We start from the raw sequence: 17,989 nt of genomic DNA on the forward strand, positions 1-17,989 counted from the left end.
ATCACTGGAAGAATATTACCGAGAGCAGGAAGAACATGGCGGAGCTGACGATCTCCTCCGACGAGATCCGTAGCGCGATTGCGAACTACACCTCGAGCTACTCCCCGGAGGCCTCCCGTGAGGAGGTTGGCGTTGTTATCAGTGCAGCTGATGGTATCGCCCAGGTTTCGGGAATGCCGTCGGTCATGACGAATGAGCTTCTGGAGTTCCCGGGCGGCGTTATTGGCGTCGCTCAGAACCTCGACACCGACACGGTCGGCGTTGTGGTGCTGGGTAACTTCGAGTCGCTTAAAGAGGGTGACGAGGTAAAGCGGACGGGTGACGTCCTTTCGATTCCGGTCGGGGACAAGTTCCTCGGTCGCGTAATTAACCCCCTGGGCCAGCCGATTGACGGCCTGGGCGACATTGAGGCTGAAGAGGACCGCGTCCTCGAGCTGCAGGCACCGACTGTGCTGCAGCGTCAGCCGGTTGAAGAGCCGATGGCTACTGGTATTAAGGCCATCGACGCAATGACCCCAATTGGTCGTGGTCAGCGTCAGCTGATCATTGGTGACCGTAAGACCGGTAAGACCGCGGTCTGCCTGGACACCATTTTGAACCAGAAGGCTAACTGGGAGTCCGGTGACCCGAGCAAGCAGGTGCGATGCATCTACGTTGCTATCGGTCAGAAGGGCTCCACCATTGCTGGTGTGCGCCAGACCCTCGAGGAGCAGGGCGCACTCGAGTACACCACCATCGTTGCTGCCCCGGCGTCGGATGCCGCAGGCTTCAAGTGGCTTGCACCATTCGCAGGCGCCGCACTGGGTCAGCACTGGATGTACCAGGGCAAGCACGTCCTGGTCATTTACGATGATCTGACTAAGCAGGCAGAGGCATACCGTGCCATCTCGCTGCTGCTGCGTCGCCCGCCGGGACGCGAAGCTTACCCGGGTGACGTCTTCTACCTCCACTCCCGTCTGCTGGAGCGTGCTGCGAAGCTCTCCGACGACATGGGTGCAGGCTCGCTGACCGCACTGCCGATCATCGAGACCAAGGCAAACGACGTGTCGGCCTTCATTCCGACCAACGTCATTTCCATTACCGACGGCCAGGTCTTCCTCGAGTCCGACCTGTTCAACCAGGGTGTCCGCCCGGCTATTAACGTCGGTGTGTCGGTTTCCCGTGTTGGTGGTGCCGCACAGACCAAGGGCATGAAGAAGGTTTCCGGTAACCTGCGTCTGGACCTCGCGTCCTACCGCGACCTGGAAGCATTCGCAATGTTCGCATCCGACCTGGACGATGCCTCCAAGCGTCAGCTGGAGCGCGGTCAGCGTCTGGTTGAGCTGCTGAAGCAGAAGGAAAACCACCCGCAGCCGGTCGAGTACCAGATGACCTCCATCTACCTCGCTGGTGAGGGCGAATTCGACGATGTCCCGGTTGAGGACGTCCGTCGCTTCGAGGCCGAGCTGCTTGAGCACCTGCAGGACACTCAGCCTGCAGTCTTCGAGCAGATTGACGGCGGCGTCGCCTTCTCTGACGAGTCCAAGGCTGCTCTGAAGTCCGCTACCGCTAACTTCAAGAAGTCTTTCCAGACTTCTGAGGGCGCACCGCTGGCTTCCGAGGCTCCGGTCGACGCACTCGACGAGGGCGAGCTCAAGAAGCAGCAGATTTCGGTCTCCCGCAAGACTGCCCAGAACTAGGCAGGTTGAGCTACTCAATGACCGTTTTCGCAATTGAAGGGAGGGAATAGGACATGGCGAATCTTCGTGAACTTCGAGCCCGAATCAAGTCGGTGAACTCGACCAAGAAGATCACCAAGGCCCAGGAGCTTATCGCAACCTCGCGCATTACTAAGGCGCAGCGTCGCGTAGCAGACTCCCAGCCGTACGCCGACGAAATCGAGAAGGTCATCGGACGTCTCGCATCGGCTTCGTCGTTGGATCACCCGATGCTCGTAAAGCGTGAGGGTAACCAGCGTGTTGCAGTCCTGGTTGTCACCAGTGACCGCGGCATGTGTGGCGGCTACAACCACAACGTCCTGAAGAAGGCTGCAGAACTGCGTACCGCTCTGGAAGAGCAGGGGCATGAGGTCGTTCTCTACGTGACTGGCCGTAAGGGCACCGACTACTACGACTTCCGTGGTGTCGAGCTCGCCGGTACGTGGGAGGGCTTCTCCCAGGATCCGGACTACGCCGCAACCCACGACGTGCGTCGTCACCTCATTGATGGTTTCAACGCTACGGCCGAGGGCACTGCCAAGTACCGCGAAGGCCTGCGTGGCACCAACGGCGAGGCCGTTCAGGGCTTCGACCAGGTCCACGTTGTCTACACGGAATTCGTGTCCATGCTTTCTCAGATTCCGCGTGCACACCAGATGCTCCCGATTGAGCCTGTGTACGAGGATGTCGAGATTGCTCAGGGCGAGGACATGCTGTCCGATGGATCAGATGACCTCAATCCGGACTATGAATTCGAGCCTGATGCAGACACCCTGTTGGCAGAGCTGCTGCCGCAGTACGTGTCCCGCACTCTGTTCGCAGTGATGCTCGAGGCCGCTGCCTCTGAGTCCGCTGCCCGTCGTAACGCTATGAAGTCCGCGACGGACAACGCTACCGAGCTGGTCAAGGACCTCTCGCGTGTTGCTAACCAGGCACGTCAGGCACAGATTACCCAGGAAATCACAGAAATCGTCGGTGGCGCCGGTGCGCTCGACGACAGCGGAGAAAGTGACTAGATATGAGCACAGCTCTAAGTGAGCAGAACACCACCACGGCTGTGGGCCGTGTTGTGCGTGTCATCGGTGCCGTCGTCGACGTGGAGTTCCCGCGTAACGAACTGCCGGCACTTTACAACGCGCTGACCGTGGAAGTTACCCTTCCTTCGGTCGCCAAGACCATTGTCCTCGAGACTGCACAGCACCTCGGTGACAACATGGTTCGTACCATTGCTATGGCTCCGACCGACGGCCTGGTCCGCGGTGCAGAGGTCAAGGACACCGGTAAGCCGATTTCGGTTCCGGTTGGTGACGTCGTCAAGGGTCACGTCTTTAACGCAATGGGCGACTGCCTGGATGAGCCGGGCCTGGGTCGCGATGGTGAGCAGTGGGGCATCCACCGTGAGCCGCCGGCCTTCGACCAGCTCGAGGGCAAGACCGAGATTCTGGAAACCGGTATTAAGGTCATCGACCTGCTGACCCCGTACGTTAAGGGCGGCAAGATTGGTCTGTTCGGTGGTGCCGGTGTCGGTAAGACCGTTCTGATCCAGGAGATGATTACTCGTATTGCACGCGAGTTCTCCGGTACTTCGGTCTTCGCCGGTGTTGGTGAGCGTACCCGTGAGGGCACCGACCTCTTCCTGGAAATGGAAGAGATGGGCGTTCTCCAGGACACCGCCCTCGTCTTCGGCCAGATGGACGAGCCGCCGGGAGTCCGTATGCGTGTCGCGCTGTCGGGTCTGACCATGGCGGAGTACTTCCGCGATGTTCAGCACCAGGACGTGCTGCTCTTCATTGACAACATCTTCCGTTTCACCCAGGCCGGTTCTGAGGTTTCGACCCTGCTGGGTCGTATGCCTTCCGCCGTGGGTTACCAGCCGACCCTGGCTGACGAGATGGGTGTTCTGCAGGAGCGCATTACGTCCACCAAGGGCCGTTCGATTACCTCTCTGCAGGCCGTCTACGTGCCTGCCGATGACTACACCGACCCGGCTCCGGCAACGACCTTCGCCCACCTCGATGCAACCACCGAGCTCGACCGCTCGATCGCATCGAAGGGTATTTACCCGGCAGTGAACCCGCTGACTTCGACTTCTCGTATCCTCGAGCCGTCGATCGTCGGTGAGGAGCACTACCGAGTTGCTCAGCAGGTTATTAACATCCTGCAGAAGAACAAGGAACTCCAGGACATCATCGCCATCCTCGGTATGGACGAGCTGTCTGAGGAGGACAAGGTGACCGTGCAGCGTGCACGTCGTATCCAGCGATTCTTGGGTCAGAACTTCTTCGTTGCTGAGAAGTTCACGGGTCTGCCTGGTTCGTACGTCCCGCTGAAGGACACCATTGTTGCCTTCGACCGCATCTGCAAGGGCGACTTCGACAACTACCCGGAGATGGCCTTCGACGGCCTGGGTGGCCTCGACGATGTCGAGAAGAAGTACGCTGAAATGCAGAAGAAGTAAGGGGCATCCTCATGGCTGAAATCACCGCTGAACTGGTTGCCGTTGAGCGACCGCTCTGGAAGGGCAAGGCCACTTTGGTCTCTGCTCAGACCACCGAGGGTGAGATCGGCGTGCTGCCCGGACACCAGCCGTTGCTTGGCCAGCTGGTCAACAACGGTACGGTGACCATCAAGACCGCAGACGGCAAGGTTCTTGTCGCTTCGGTACAGGGTGGGTTCATTTCCGTGTCTACCTCGAAGGTTTCGATCCTCGCGGATAAGGCAGTCTGGGCTGACGAGGTTAACCTCTCCGAGGCCGAGTCCAACCTGACTTCGGATGACCCTGCAGTAAAGGCACAGGCTGAGTCGGAGGTCCGCGCGGCTCGTCGCGCTTCCACCAACTAGTCTGTTCGCCTGAACATCCGGTCGCACGACCGTATTCTTCCTGCTTCTTTAAACGGGGCGGGGAGCTCGCAAGAGAAATCTTGCCAGCTTCCCGCCCCGTTTTTCTTAGTTATTTTTCATGTCAGTGCAACAATCGGGTAGGGTTTGTAAAAAGCCTCTAATGCGCTTTTGAACCAAGGTTCGTCGTCTATTCACCCGGATGCGAGGCTGGCAGATAGTGTTTTCAAGCGTAACCATGATGTCAATCATGTTCATGATTATCGGTGCGATGTTGATCGTCGGCGGGGTCCTTGCCCTGTGGCGTTTCGCCAGCCTGCATGCAAAAGGTACTCCTGTTATTGCTCGTCGCCTTCCTGCAGGTGATGGCAGTCATTGGCGCCATGGTGTCATTGTTTATTCCGAGTCGACGTTGAAGATGTACAAGCTACGTTCGCTGCGTCCTGGCTGTGATGCCGAATTTGCCCGTCACGATGTCTCTATTGTGGATCGCCGAGATCCGACTGACATCGAGGCGGGTTTTTTCGCGCCCGGGCTTCGGGTAGTCAGGATTAAAACGGGGAAAAATACCGAATGGGAGTTTGCCGTGGACTCGTCCTCGGACACTGCGCTGGTGGCGTGGGTGGAGTCGAAGCCGTCGTCACGCCAGACTCGTGAGTTTCCTACTGACATTGAGCGCCGTTTCCGTTCGGCTTATAACCGTGGCCGAGGAAGTCAGTATTAGCCTCGGACGACAGGCTATTGCTAAGGCTCTAGTGGGTATTGTTTTCTCCCGCGCGGCAGTCACGTTAGGGTAGGGGAATGCGCCTTGTGATTGCTGAATGCACCGTTGACTATGTCGGTCGCTTGAATGCCCATCTGCCTCATGCCCCGCGCTTGCTGTTGGTGAAAGCTGACGGTTCTGTTTCTGTGCATGCCGACGACCGTGCATATAAGCCTCTGAACTGGATGACACCGCCGTGCACGCTGACGGAGAAGGATATTCTCGACGAGTCGGGTGAAGACACTGGTGAAAAGCTCTGGGTCGTCGAGAATAAGAAGGGCGAGCAGCTTCGTATAACTATCGGCAAGGTGCTGGCTGATAGCACGTACGAACTGGGAGAGGACCCTGGCCTTGAGAAAGACGGGGTAGAAGCGCATCTACAGGAACTGCTTGCAGATCAGTTCACAACGTTTGGCGAGGGCTACACCCTGATTAGGCGCGAATACCCAACCCCGATTGGGCCGGTGGATCTGCTTGGCCGCGATGAAAACGGCGCCACTGTTGCAGTAGAGGTTAAGCGTCGGGGCGGTATCGATGGTGTTGAGCAGCTAACCCGTTACTTGGAGATGCTGAACCGCGATGAGCTGCTGGCACCGGTGGAAGGGATTTTTGCTGCCCAGGAGATTAAGCCACAGGCCAAGACTCTGGCAGAGGATCGTGGGATTCGCTGTGTGACCGTGGATTACGACGCCCTGCGTGGCCTGGAGTCCAATGAATTGCGGTTGTTCTAGCCATGCCTAGGCGAAACCACAAGCGGCGCGGTAATCAACGAGGCAACCAACGCGGCGGGCGTAATAACCACGGCCAGAATCGCGGCAGCCTGCCCGCATTTGGCAGTTCTTTCCAAAACACCCGCACTGAATCTGGGCCTGCCGGTTGGCAGGACGTGGACTTTGCGGTGCGTAACATCAGCGCTGGACAGTCGAACAAGGTTTATCGCTGTCCAGGGTGCGACCAGGAAATCATGCCCGGGACCTCGCACATCGTAGCTTGGCCGCAGGATTATGGTGCAGGTGCCGATGACCGGCGCCATTGGCACACTAACTGCTGGCGCAATAGAGCTCACCGCACTATCACGCGCCGCTGGGGATAGATTTACTTAGCCGGCTCAACGAGCTCCAGCAGGACGCCACCGGCATCCTTCGGGTGGATGAAGTTGATGCGCGAACCTGCGGTACCGATCTTCGGCTCCGGGTACAGCACCCGGGTGCCCTGCTCCTTCAGGTGCGCCATCAGCGCCTCCAGATCAGTGACACGAACTGCGTACTGCTGGATTCCTGGACCCTTCTTGTCCAGGTACTTTGCAATCGTGGACTGGTCATTCAGTGGCGCGAGAATCTGAACCAGAGTGCCACCTTCAACCTTGTCGGCCGGGCCGACCATGGCCTCGTGGACACCCTGCTCTTCATTGACTTCATCGTGGTAGTTGATGAAACCAAGGTTTGCGCGGTACCACTCGATAGCGGCATCAAAATCCGGGACTGCGACGCCGACGTGATCAACAGCGACTACGTACTTATGGGGAACGGGAATCTGTGTCTCACTCATAGTTCCCAGGGTACTCGCTATTATCGGCGCCATGATTGTCGCATTTTCTGTTGCCCCCACTTTCTCCGATCCTGAGCAGGGAATGGCTGAGGCTGTTGCTGAAGCCGTGCGTGTTGTGCGCGAATCTGGCCTGCCCAACGAGACCAATGCCATGTTCACCCTTGTTGAAGGCGAATGGGATGAGGTGATGGATGTCATTAAGCGAGCCACGGAAGCAGTCAGCCGTGTCAGTCCACGAACTTCTCTGGTCATCAAGGCGGACATTCGTAACGGATATACCGGGCAGCTGCGTGCGAAAGTGGATGCGGTCGAGGATGTGCTAAAAGCCACCGACTAGTCTCTTGTTCGGATTGGACACGTAGGCTCTACATAGGTCTTCACATAGGCTTTACGACGACACTGGAGAGGAACCCTTTTACGATGCCAGCTGGACATGGTCACGCACATGGCCATTCTCATGGTCACTCGCATGGAGCACACGGTCACCGCGAGTGCTCGACTCCGCCACCACCGCCCGGCACGGTTGATTTGGAGCAGCTCCACCAGCGCGCCGAAGCCGAACGTAAGCGCCGAGAGGAGATCGAGCGGGCAACCAGTGATCAGGGAAATGGGCTTCCTCCTGTAGTTGAGATTGCCCCGCAGACTCTTGAGGCAGAAGTCGTTCTGCGCTCGGAGCAGGTACCGGTTATTGTCTTGATCGGCATGGCTGGAGCAGCTGATTCGTTGCGTCTTCGGGCTGAGCTAGAAGGCTTGGCCCGTGAGGCTAATTTGAACTGGATCCTGGCGTGGGCAGATGCTGAGGAGCATCCGCAGCTGGCCCAGGCATTCGGTGTGCAGGCAGTGCCGACAGTAACGGCTGTGGCTATGGGCAGTCCCATTGGCATGTTTGTCGGCGAGAAAACCAGGGATTGGCTGGAGCAGTGGCTGGCGCAGGTTATGGAGGCCACTCGGGGTCGTCTCAAGGGGTTGCCGGCGGGAACTCGTATGGCTGGGGAGGGCAGCGGACCGGAGGCTCCGGAGCCTACTGACTTCTTCGGCAATCCCGTACCCACCGATGACCCGCGTTTGGAGCAGGCCGAAGAGTTGCTCGAGGAGGGCGATTTCGACGGAGCGTTGGAGCTGTATGACGCCATGCTGCAGTCCGAGCCCGCAAATCAGGGGCTGAAGCGCGCCCACGCGAATGTGTCCTTCTTCGCTCGCGCTGCCAAGATTGATCGCAGCGCAGATCCAATTGCAAAGGCCGACGCTGCGCCGAAGGACGTCGCGCTCGCCCTCGATGCCGCGGATGTCACGATGCTTGTCGACGATCCAGCGAAGGCGCTCGATCGTTTGTTAAAGTTGCTCCCGCAGGTGTTTGGCGATGACCGCGAGGCCATCAAGTCGCGTCTACTAGAGCTGCTTGTGCTATTCGATACCGCAGATCCAGTGGCATTGGATGCACGCCGGAGGATGGCTAGCGCGCTGTACTAGGGGCACTGTACTAGAAGCACTGCACTAGGAGCCTGGAAAGCGCTCAGGCTCCTAGCTTGAAGCGTCGGTGTATGGCCAGTCATCCGGAGCCATGAAGTAGTAGACGCTGCCCATTACAGCGGCCATAAACGCCATCAGCAACAAGAAAAGTGTGGCTTTCATTGCCACATGACGCTCCGCATACCAGGCGTAAAAGGCGTCCAATTTTGCTGCCAACCAGATGTTCAGGCGACGTGTCGGCGGATGCACCAACGAGAGAATTCCCAGTGCAACAAAGATGCAGAGCCATCCGGGAGCAGGAGTTGGCAAAATGATAATGCCAACAATGAGCAGTGCGAAGCCTGCGACGAGAAGAACCGGGGAGAGTACCGGCCCGTACCAGGTGTTGCGCATATGTGCATGGCGAATCTGCATGCGGTCCATCAAGCGATGTACCTTTTCCTCCATTGCGATTCACTTCCTCCGATTTTCGGTGCCGTGCGCTATTTCTAGCAGCGGTCTCGAACGAGGCATCGTTGAAGCATTAAGCATCAAATGTGCAGCTCAACTGCCTGGGTGCACCGTTGGACATTGATTCTTTTAATCATGTCTATATTTAATCCATTGTTGCACAAAAGCTGCGCCCCAGTGCAACGAGATTTTTCGGAAGGTGGTAATCTTCCAACAGTTCTCAGTGGTTTACAGCAGTTACCACTGCATCTCATCCACCTGTTCACCTCAGACAGTTCATACTGCGCTAGGTGCCTTTGGTCTTCAGTTTTCTGCAGCCAGGAGTTTTGCATGCGACTTCGCCCCAAAGCCCTTCGCGCTACTTCCGCCTCGGTCATTGTTGCGCTTTCGGCCTCTACTCTGTTGGCGGGGTGCACCATCGATGTCCCAAGCACCACCGGGTCCAAGGCCACCACTGCTACCACAAAACCTAATGCTCCAGATAACGGTTGGGATGCGTCTGAGGAAGTCACCTGGTCTGATGCACAGGACGTCCTCGATACTGCGGCTAAGAATTTCTCCGACAACTATGGCATTGATTTAGGTGTCTATTTGCGTGTCATTGACGGTCCATACAAAGGGCTCACGGCGTCGGTAGGCGAGGATACGAAGGAGTACTCCGCATCGACCATCAAGGCTCCGTTAGTGGTTACTGCGCTGAAGAAATTCGGCGACGACCTAGACAAGACGGTGACGGTCGATTGGGACAACGGTGTTGGCGGAAGCGTGATTGGTCCTGGCCAATACACGCTCGACGGGCTGTTGCAGTACGTGATGCGGTATTCGGACAACACCGCGGCGAATGGGGTGATTGACGCTGTCGGTGGTTTCGACGAGGTCAACAAAACCATCAAGGAAGCCGGTGTTGACGACAAGCGCTACCACCTGGGAAACAAGTTCAACATCCCCAATCCCAGCGGTGATCGGTCCTGGTTTACTCCCTCTCAAGCTGCGCTGTTCATGGCACGTCTCCAGGAAGTGGCCGATGGCACCTCAAAGCACAACTTCATTACCAAGGACACGGCACAAACTGCATTGACCTACCTCACTTACGGTGGTTCGCAGAAGTTTGTGATGTACGTCGGCTCCGCAGTCCAGAAGACCGGTGACACTGCCGAGGGCGTTAATGACCACGGTATTTTGTACACCGCAGCCGGCCCCATCGCTTACGCCATTACGACGCGCTTTGATGAGGTGCCGCTCAATGAGTTTACCGACGGCCTGCTCGGCCAGCTGGGTTCCCAAATAGCCCAGCTTCTGCCGGATTACAATCGCCTTGGTAAGGATGGCAAGCCACTGACTGCTAAGCAGGCTGCGACGTGGAGCGCGGATGAGGATGGCGACGGCATTCCGGATCGTATCGGAACCGACAGCATGGATGGATCCGGGTACATCGATGATTCAGATTCTGCGAATTACAACGAATCTTTGGAACCTGACTGGTTCAATCCGTTCCGAGGATAGGACCTGGATACGCTCCCCAAAACAAAATTGCCCGTGAGTCAGGTTTTCAGGCTGAAACTCAGATCACTGAAAACCGTGCAGCACGGGCAATTCCTATGTGATTGTCTTTTGTTTGGCTGGATTCGGGACTAGCCCTGCCACTTCAGCCAAACGGCGGTGTTGGCCGGCAGCACCAAATCAATCGAGTGAGCCTGGCCGTTCCAACCGTGCTCGACCGCGGTCACAGTACCGTTTTCACCGTAGCCGGAGCCCTCGTAACGCGATGCGTTTGTGTTCAGAATCTCCGTCCATTGGCCACCGCGCGGTACGCCAATCTTGTAGATTTCCTGCGTGGTTCCCGACAGGTTATAGACGCAGGCGACGACCGAGCCATCGGTGCCGTAACGGACAAAGGACACAACATTGTTTGTGGAATCATCCGCGTTAATCCACTGGAAGCCCTCTGGGCGGTCATCCTGGGTGTAGAACGCTGGGTTTTCCTTGTAGATGGCGTTGATGTCCTTAACCAGCAGCTGAATGCCGCGGTGGAATTCGCCGCTCCAACCTTCGAGGTTGTCCCAAGCCACGGACTCATCGTGGTTCCACTCGTGGTTCTGGCCAAGATCCTGACCCTGGAATAGAAGCTGCTTGCCCGGGTGCGCCCACATGAAGGTCAGGAAAGTACGTAGGCCTGCGGCCTTATCCCAATCGCCGCCCGGCATGCGCTCCCACAGCGAGCCCTTGCCGTGCACGACCTCGTCGTGGCTAATCGGCAGAATGAACTCTTCCGAGTAGGCGTAGACCATAGCGAAAGTGAGCTCATGGTGGTGGTAGGAGCGGTAAATCGGCTCCTTGCTGAAGTACTCCAGCGTGTCATTCATCCAGCCCATGTTCCACTTCATAGAGAAGCCCAAGCCACCGTGCTCGGTAGGTGCGGTCACACCCGGCCAAGAAGTGGATTCTTCGGCCACGGTGAGGAAGCCCGGGTTGTGCTTGTGTACAGTGGCGTTGAATTCCTGCAGGAACTGAACAGCATCGAGGTTTTCACGACCACCGTACTGGTTCGGCAGCCACTCGCCTTCATTGCGGGAGTAGTCCAGGTACAGCATGGAAGCCACTGCGTCGACGCGCAGACCGTCGATGTGGAACTCTTCTGCCCAGTACAGTGCGTTGGCGTAGAGGAAGTTGCGTACCTCGTTGCGGCCGAAGTCGAAAACGTAGGTGCCCCAGTCGCGCTGCTCGCCGCGACGCCAGTCCGGGTGCTCGTAGCAAGCCGTGCCATCGAAGCGGGCAAGTGCGAACTCGTCCTTCGGGAAGTGCCCCGGAACCCAGTCCATGATGACACCGATGCCAGCGGCGTGGAAGGCATCAACCAGACCGCGGAACTGATCTGGGGTGCCGAAGCGACTGGTCGGAGCGTAGTAGCCGGAAACCTGATAACCCCAGGAACCGGTGAACGGGTGCTCACATACTGGCATGAACTCCACATGGGTGTAGCCCATGTCGACCACGTAGCGCACCAGCTTCTCCGCCATAACTTCGTAGCTCAGGCCCTGCTTCCAGGAACCCAAGTGGACCTCGTAGATAGAGATGGGCTCTTCGGTCCAGTCTGTGTTGGCGCGCTTTTCCATCCACGCTTGGTCGCTCCAGGCGTAGTCGGAGGTCGCAACAATCGACCCGGTAGCCGGTGGGAGCTCAGCAGCACGCGCCATCGGGTCGGCCTTATCGCGACGCTGTCCCTCCGGCGTCGTGATGGCGAACTTGTAGACTTCGCCCTCACCCACACCCGGGATGAACAGCTCCCAGATACCTGCGCCACCCATAGAGCGCATTGGGTACTGCGCGCCGTTCCACATACAGAAGTCACCGACCACGGCTACGCCACGTGCGTTCGGAGCCCAGACCGTAAACGAGGTGCCTTCGACCGTACCCAGCTCTGTGTCGTAACTGCGAAGGTGAGCACCGAGAACCTTCCACAGTTCCTCATGACGTCCTTCGCCGATTAGGTGCAGGTCACCAGCGCCAATAGTGGGGAGGAAACGGTAGCCGTCGGCACGCTCTACGGTTTCGCCGGAGTCCCACGTAATGCGCAGGCGGTAGTCGAAGTCATCGCCGCCTGGGACGAGGGCGGTGAAGAAACCGTCGCCCAGGTTCTCCGCTTCAAACTCGCCGCGCGTGCTGACGACAGTAACTGCCTGAGCGCCGAAGACCCTCGTGCGAATAACCGTGTCACCGTCCACGACGTGTGCGCCGTAGATGCTGTGCGGATCGTGATGGGTGCAGTAGCGCAGGCGATCCATATCGCCGGAATCAATTGCGAGGCGGGGATCTGTGTGGGCTCCCATGGAAGGTCCTTCCGAAGCGTTTCTAGGTAGGTGAATGTGAAGTTGTTGAGTTCAGTTCTAAAGAAATAGAGGGAGGTAGGGGAAAGTGGGCTGCTAACTCACCCGCCAGCCTAACGACGAATCGTTGCGACAGTGGTCAGGTCAGCGGCCCACTAACCCCGAAAGTTCCCAGCAAGCGTTCTAGCCCTCGTAGTCGGGGACGTCGCGCCAAGCCAACTTGTGGCGGAGCTTGACGTCGATTTCTGGCAGCTTGATGATGTGCGCAACGTTTTCCCACGGTGCCAGGCGGACGTAGTTGTCCTTGCCCCAGTTGAACTGGTTGCCGGTAATCAGGTCAGTGACATCCATGCGGTCGTGGTTGCGGAGCCCAATGCGATCCATGTCGAGGTGCACGGTAGCTTCCTGGGCATTCCACGGATCGAGGTTGAGAACAACGAGGATGGCATCGCCGGTGACCGGATCGAGCTTCGAGTAAGCCAGCAGGTTGTCATTGTCGATGTCGTGGAAGTGCAGGTTGCGCAGCTGCTGCAGAGCCGGGTGCTCGCGGCGAATCTTGTTCAGCGTGGCAATGAACGGCTCCAGCGAGTTGCCGGTGGCCAGTGCCTGGTCGTAATCGCGGCTGCGGAGCTGGTACTTCTCGCTGTCGAGGTACTCCTCGGAGCCCTCCTTGACCGGAACGTTTTCAAACAGCTCGAAGCCGGAGTACATGCCCCACAGCGGAGATAGGGTGGAAGCCAGCGCGGCGCGGATGGCGAAGGCGCCACGGCCGCCCTTGACCAGGAAGTCATGCAGAATATCTGGGGTATTGACCCATAGGGATGGGCGAGCGATGTCTGCATGGCGGGTAATCTCCTCGCCGAATTCGGTCAGCTCTTCCTTCGTAGTCTTCCACGGGAAGTAGATGTAGGACTGAGTGAAGCCAGCCTTGGCCAGGCCGTAGAGGCGGGCCGGGGCGGTGAAGGCCTCGGCGAGGAAGATGACCTCCGGGTTGGTTTCGTGAACGGTTTCAATCAGCCATTCCCAGAAGTTGCCCGGCTTGGTGTGGGGGTTATCCACGCGGAAGACCTTGACTCCACGCTTGACCCAAAACTTCACTACACGCAGAACCTCTGCGTACAGGCCCTTGGCATCGTTGTCGAAGTTCAGCGGGTAGATGTCCTGGTACTTCTTCGGCGGATTCTCGGCGTAGGCAATGGTGCCGTCCGGCAGCACGGTGAACCACTCCGGGTGAGCCTTAGCCCAGGGGTGGTCCGGTGCACACTGGAGCGCTAGGTCGATAGCGACCTCGAGGTTGCGCTCCTTAGCAGCCTTGATGAATTCCTTGAAGTCCTTTTCGTCACCAAGGCTCGGGTGGATGGCGTCGTGGCCACCTTCTGCGGAGCCGATAGCCCACGGAGATCCGACATCGCCCGGTTCCGGGGTCAGGGTGTTGTTGCGACCCTTGCGGTTGATTTCACCGATTGGGTGAATCGGGGGCAGATAGACCGTGTCGAAGCCCATGCGCTGAGCGCGATCAAGCTGTGCAACCGCAGTCTTGAATGTGCCGTGTAGCAGCTCGCCATTTTCGCCGTAACCACCGTTGGAACGGGGGAAGAACTCATACCAAGAGGAGTACAGGGCTTCGCGGCGGTCAACCTTGATCTTGCGGGTCTTTCCGCGGGTCAAAAGGTCGCGCACCGGGTGCGCCTGCAAAATGGCGCGGGTCTCGTCGGAAAGCGCGGCTGCAATGCGGGCGCGAAGATCGCCGTCGCCGCGCAGACCTGCGGCGATGGAGCGTAGGTGGTTGCGGTGGATAGCAGCGGCACCAGCGGCGGCGCGGTCGAAGAGAGCGGCGCCAATTTCTAGATCATTAGCGAGTTCAGCTTCGCTCTGACCGGCCTCGAACTTCTTGGTGATAGCGTTGCGCCACGTTGCCATCGGGTCGGACCAGGCATCAATGCGAATGGTCCACAGCCCGGGAACGTCTGGGACGAAGGTGGCATTGACCTGATTTGGATCATGGTCAGAAAAGTGCATTGGAATGCGCTGTGAGCGGGACGCAAAAGCTGATTCCTTCGGCCCCTTGACGTTGAGCGTGGCGTTCATCGCGTCGTGGCCTTCTCGCCAAATGACGGCGAACGTTGGGACGACTTCACCCACTACGGCCTTCGATGGAGTTGCACCACCGTTGATTTGAGGACGGATGTCATCAATACCGATTCGACCAGTCATAAAAGACGTTCTCCTAATTGTCGGCGAGCTAGGTGAAAATCGAAGCAAAACCATCTCGAGTGAACTCGATTTGCTCTCTACCGAGGATAGATGAGAATGTCCAAGCGCACATTTGGGCAAAGTTAGGGCACCATGGATGTGTGGCTGAATTGGAAGAAGACTTTAACGAAGATTTGCTACTCGACTTTCGCGACGTAAACCTCATCCGTGGTGGCCGTACGCTGGTCGGGCCGGTGGATTGGCAAGTAGAACTTGACGAGCGCTGGGTCATCATGGGGCCGAACGGCGCAGGCAAGACTTCTTTAATGCGCATTGCTGCAGCGGAGGAGTTCCCGTCTTCAGGGGTGGCTCATGTGATGGGCGAGCAGATTGGGCGCACCGACATGCGTGATCTGCGCACCATGATTGGTTTGACATCATCGTCGATTGCTCACCGCATTCCCAATGATGAAAAGGTCGCGGACCTTGTAATCTCTGCCAGTTACTCCGTCTTGGGTCGCTGGCGTGAGACCTATGAAGAGATGGATTTCGAACAGCTCTCCGAGATTCTCGAGCGCATGGGTGCTGAGCATCTTGCAGACCGCACCTGGGGCACTCTCAGTGAGGGGGAGCGCAAGCGCGTACTCATCGCACGAGCCATGATGGTCAACCCCGAATTGCTGCTTCTCGACGAGCCGGGAGCCGGACTCGACCTCGGCGGCCGTGAGGACCTGGTCGGTTACTTAGGCGAACTCGCACTCGACCCGGATGCGCCGGCGATGGTGATGATTACGCACCACCCGGAAGAAATTCCGTACGGCTTCACCCATGCGATGCTCCTCGACGAAGGCAATGTCATCGCACAGGGGCTTATTGACGACGTCCTGACCAGCGAGAACCTGACCAGGGCTTTCCACCAGGAAATCGTCGTCGATCGCATCGATGATCGCTACTTTGCGCGCCGGGCACGGCCTGCTGGAAAGCACCGGAAGAAGTAGACGCTCATGGCGGTTCCGACACCTGAAACCCCGAATACGCCCGCGTCGCCGAAACTGGCTGCGACTGTGTTGCTGCTCCGCGACACCCACTGCGGGCTCGAGGTCTACGTTCAAGAACGCGTATCCTCAATGCGCTTTGCGGCCAACATGACCGTGTTCCCCGGCGGTGGAGTAGACCAGCGTGATTTCCCAGCTGTCGCGAATGAGGTCATGGCCGTGACCGAGCCGTCGGAAGCCGACCCCGAGTCGCGGATCGCGCAGGCTTTTAACGTCGACCGCGCGCGGGCGCACGCGCTCACCTGCGCGGCCGTGCGTGAGACCTTTGAGGAAACAGGCACTCTGTTGGTTCGCGATGCTGGCGGTGAGATTGTCGCAGATGGCTACCGCTTCCACCGTCAGCGACGACAGTTGGAAGCCCACGAGTTGTCATTGACGGATTTCCTTAGCAATGAAAATCTGGCGCTCGATGCCGAACTCGTCAGTCCTTGGGCTAACTGGGTGACACCCGAATCCAACCCCATTCGCTACGACACCTATTTCTTCCTCGCCGCGCTTCCCGACGGTCAAAGGGCCGACGGTGACACCTCTGAGGCATCATCTTCAGGTTGGTTCCGCCCGACGACGATTTTGGATGGATGGCGCCGTGGTCTACTTGGCCTCATGCCTCCGACCTGGGCGCAACTAACTCGCTTGGACGGCGTCAGCACTGTTGCGGAGGCTCTCGAGGCGGCCAGAAACACTCCGGTGCGACGCACCAGTAGTGACTTCCTCGGGGAACCTTTTATGGATGAGTACTTTGCCGTTGCCACCCACATGGGGCATTTGCGCAAAGGTATGAACCGTTAGCCGACTACTCAACCCCCGTTAACCGGCTGATCCCTAGTTGGAAGGAGATAACGAGTGTCCCTGTCCGCTGCAGAGGTGGCCGCTGTTGCTGCTCATCCGGAGTGGCTAGATGAGGCCGACCAGCTCGCGCTCACTAAAAAGTCTCTGATTGCAGACTCCGCGCATCTACGCCAACACTGTGGCGAGTTTGGTCGCGCGGTCATTGAAGTCGCGGCAGCTCGGCGTTCTGCGGTCAGCAAACTGCCAGGGGACTGGATCTTCTCTTCCGAAGCAGCGCAGCAGGCCACGCCCTTTGTCGTCGCGCTGGCTCGCGCCCGTAGGCTTGCGGATCTCGGTGTCGAAGTAGTGGCCGATGTGACCTGCTCCATTGGTACTGAAGTGGCAGCAATTGACCACGAGGGCCTGACCGTTGTCGGGTCTGATCTCGACCTTGCGCGGCTGGCCATGGCGCGGCATAACGTCGGCAAGAACATTTTCGCGCAGGCCGATGCTTTGCAACCGACCTTTGACGCACCCGTCATTGTCGCTGACCCTGCACGCCGCTCCGGTGGTCGCAGGATCACCAACCCGGAGGACTTGCTCCCATCGCTGCCGGCGCTCATAGCCGCCTGGCCCGACAAAGAACTAGCTATCAAATGTGCGCCGGGCCTCGACTTCAGCGAGTGGAGCGGGGAAGTGGCTGTCACTTCGGTGGACGGTGCGGTCAAGGAGGCATGTCTATATACGCCGGGGTTGGCCGGAGTTACCGATGGGCAATCCGTAACGCGATCGGCGATGGTTATCCAGACCGTCGATAAGCACAGGCCGTTAGAGTTTTCGGCGGTGGACGTGCAGACCTACGACGACACCATGCCTGACGACGTCGATGTGCGCGCTGCCGGCCGGTACATCATTGATCCGGATGGGGCGATTGTGCGCGCCGGGCTGGTGCGGCATTTTGCGGCGGCGCATGGGCTCTGGCAGCTCGATGAGCGGATTGCGCACGTCAGTGGCGATGTTTTGCCGCAGGGGATTGCCGGGTTCGAAGTTATTGAGCAAGTGGGGTTGAAGCAGGTTCGCAAGGCACTGGCAGCGTTGGATTGCGGATCGGTGGAGATTCTCGTGCGCGGCGTAGACGTCAACCCCGACGCGTTGCGCAAGCAGTGGAAGCTTAAGGGCTCCAGGGCGTTGGCGGTGGTGGTCACGCGCATCGGACGGAGCGCGACGGCGTTTATCTGTCAGCCCCGGGAGATCGGTTGAGGACCGCTTTACGACGGAACATTGGTGGGGGTAGCCCGTTGGGGATCGGTGTTTGCTGTTGGCGAATACTGCGGAGACAGCTGCAGTTGATTGCGTACTATTAACGTCTGACATGCGGAAATA

General features: G+C 58.3%; 16 protein-coding genes. 12 read left to right on the top strand and 4 right to left on the bottom strand.

Features of this window, described 5'->3' with window-relative positions; genetic code table 11:
* The first annotated feature begins 35 nt into the window (after positions 1-35).
* The 6 genes from atpA (at position 36) to nucS (ending at position 6,029) form a co-directional block, all read left to right on the top strand.
* On the top strand, positions 36-1,679 hold the full coding sequence (gene atpA / locus HMPREF2857_RS09130; RefSeq protein ID WP_070643842.1) for a F0F1 ATP synthase subunit alpha: 1,644 nt from the start codon (positions 36-38) through the stop codon (positions 1,677-1,679).
* Positions 1,680-1,732: 53 nt separating this feature from the next.
* Positions 1,733-2,713 (top strand): F0F1 ATP synthase subunit gamma, encoded by a 981-nt coding sequence (locus HMPREF2857_RS09135; RefSeq protein ID WP_070643845.1) that lies wholly within the window; start codon positions 1,733-1,735, stop codon positions 2,711-2,713.
* A gap of 2 nt (positions 2,714-2,715) precedes the next feature.
* Entirely contained in the window at positions 2,716-4,155 is a 1,440-nt protein-coding gene (atpD, locus tag HMPREF2857_RS09140; protein WP_005509621.1) for a F0F1 ATP synthase subunit beta, read from the top strand.
* 11 nt (positions 4,156-4,166) lie between these two features.
* A complete protein-coding gene (locus tag HMPREF2857_RS09145) occupies positions 4,167-4,538 on the top strand; it encodes a F0F1 ATP synthase subunit epsilon (protein ID WP_049172054.1) in 372 nt (123 codons plus the stop codon).
* Between the two features lie 217 nt (positions 4,539-4,755).
* Positions 4,756-5,259 (top strand): DUF2550 domain-containing protein, encoded by a 504-nt coding sequence (locus HMPREF2857_RS09150; RefSeq protein ID WP_070643848.1) that lies wholly within the window; start codon positions 4,756-4,758, stop codon positions 5,257-5,259.
* A 77-nt stretch (positions 5,260-5,336) separates the two neighbouring features.
* Positions 5,337-6,029 (top strand): endonuclease NucS, encoded by a 693-nt coding sequence (nucS, locus tag HMPREF2857_RS09155; RefSeq protein ID WP_005509457.1) that lies wholly within the window; start codon positions 5,337-5,339, stop codon positions 6,027-6,029.
* A gap of 364 nt (positions 6,030-6,393) precedes the next feature.
* Here nucS and mce read toward each other — a convergent pair whose 3' ends face one another.
* Complete coding sequence (gene mce / locus HMPREF2857_RS09160; RefSeq protein WP_005509354.1) at positions 6,394-6,846, bottom strand: methylmalonyl-CoA epimerase; 453 nt, start codon at positions 6,844-6,846, stop codon at positions 6,394-6,396.
* A 31-nt stretch (positions 6,847-6,877) separates the two neighbouring features.
* On the opposite strand from mce, the gene HMPREF2857_RS09165 reads away from it, so the two are divergent.
* Together HMPREF2857_RS09165 and HMPREF2857_RS09170 are read left to right on the top strand one after the other, a co-directional pair.
* Positions 6,878-7,183 carry a thiamine-binding protein gene (locus HMPREF2857_RS09165; RefSeq protein ID WP_016422461.1) on the top strand — a complete coding sequence of 102 codons (306 nt, stop codon included), beginning with the start codon at positions 6,878-6,880 and terminating at the stop codon, positions 7,181-7,183.
* A gap of 83 nt (positions 7,184-7,266) precedes the next feature.
* Positions 7,267-8,316, top strand: a complete 1,050-nt coding sequence (locus HMPREF2857_RS09170) for a co-chaperone YbbN (protein WP_070643851.1) — start codon at positions 7,267-7,269, stop codon at positions 8,314-8,316.
* Positions 8,317-8,367: 51 nt separating this feature from the next.
* Here the strand turns inward: HMPREF2857_RS09170 and HMPREF2857_RS09175 are convergent, their stop codons facing one another.
* Positions 8,368-8,763, bottom strand: a complete 396-nt coding sequence (locus HMPREF2857_RS09175) for a TIGR02611 family protein (RefSeq protein ID WP_048735265.1) — start codon at positions 8,761-8,763, stop codon at positions 8,368-8,370.
* A gap of 333 nt (positions 8,764-9,096) precedes the next feature.
* On the opposite strand from HMPREF2857_RS09175, the gene HMPREF2857_RS09180 reads away from it, so the two are divergent.
* Positions 9,097-10,269 (top strand): serine hydrolase, encoded by a 1,173-nt coding sequence (locus HMPREF2857_RS09180; RefSeq protein ID WP_070643854.1) that lies wholly within the window; start codon positions 9,097-9,099, stop codon positions 10,267-10,269.
* Between the two features lie 128 nt (positions 10,270-10,397).
* Here the strand turns inward: HMPREF2857_RS09180 and glgB are convergent, their stop codons facing one another.
* Positions 10,398-12,593, bottom strand: a complete 2,196-nt coding sequence (gene glgB / locus HMPREF2857_RS09185) for a 1,4-alpha-glucan branching protein GlgB (protein ID WP_070643856.1) — start codon at positions 12,591-12,593, stop codon at positions 10,398-10,400.
* Positions 12,594-12,773: 180 nt separating this feature from the next.
* Complete coding sequence (locus tag HMPREF2857_RS09190) at positions 12,774-14,804, bottom strand: alpha-1,4-glucan--maltose-1-phosphate maltosyltransferase (RefSeq protein WP_070643859.1); 2,031 nt, start codon at positions 14,802-14,804, stop codon at positions 12,774-12,776.
* A gap of 140 nt (positions 14,805-14,944) precedes the next feature.
* Between HMPREF2857_RS09190 and HMPREF2857_RS09195 the strand changes: the two genes are divergently transcribed.
* The 3 genes from HMPREF2857_RS09195 to HMPREF2857_RS09205 are packed head-to-tail and all read left to right on the top strand — an operon-like array spanning position 14,945 to position 17,866.
* Complete coding sequence (locus tag HMPREF2857_RS09195; RefSeq protein ID WP_049194094.1) at positions 14,945-15,781, top strand: ABC transporter ATP-binding protein; 837 nt, start codon at positions 14,945-14,947, stop codon at positions 15,779-15,781.
* A gap of 6 nt (positions 15,782-15,787) precedes the next feature.
* Complete coding sequence (locus HMPREF2857_RS09200) at positions 15,788-16,627, top strand: NUDIX hydrolase (protein WP_070643861.1); 840 nt, start codon at positions 15,788-15,790, stop codon at positions 16,625-16,627.
* 54 nt (positions 16,628-16,681) lie between these two features.
* Positions 16,682-17,866: a THUMP-like domain-containing protein gene (locus tag HMPREF2857_RS09205; RefSeq protein WP_070643864.1), complete on the top strand. Its 1,185-nt coding sequence runs from the start codon at positions 16,682-16,684 to the stop codon at positions 17,864-17,866.
* Positions 17,867-17,989 lie beyond the last annotated feature (123 nt).

This window comes from Corynebacterium sp. HMSC076C10, assembly GCF_001812455.1.
GTDB lineage: Bacteria > Actinomycetota > Actinomycetes > Mycobacteriales > Mycobacteriaceae > Corynebacterium > Corynebacterium jeikeium_D.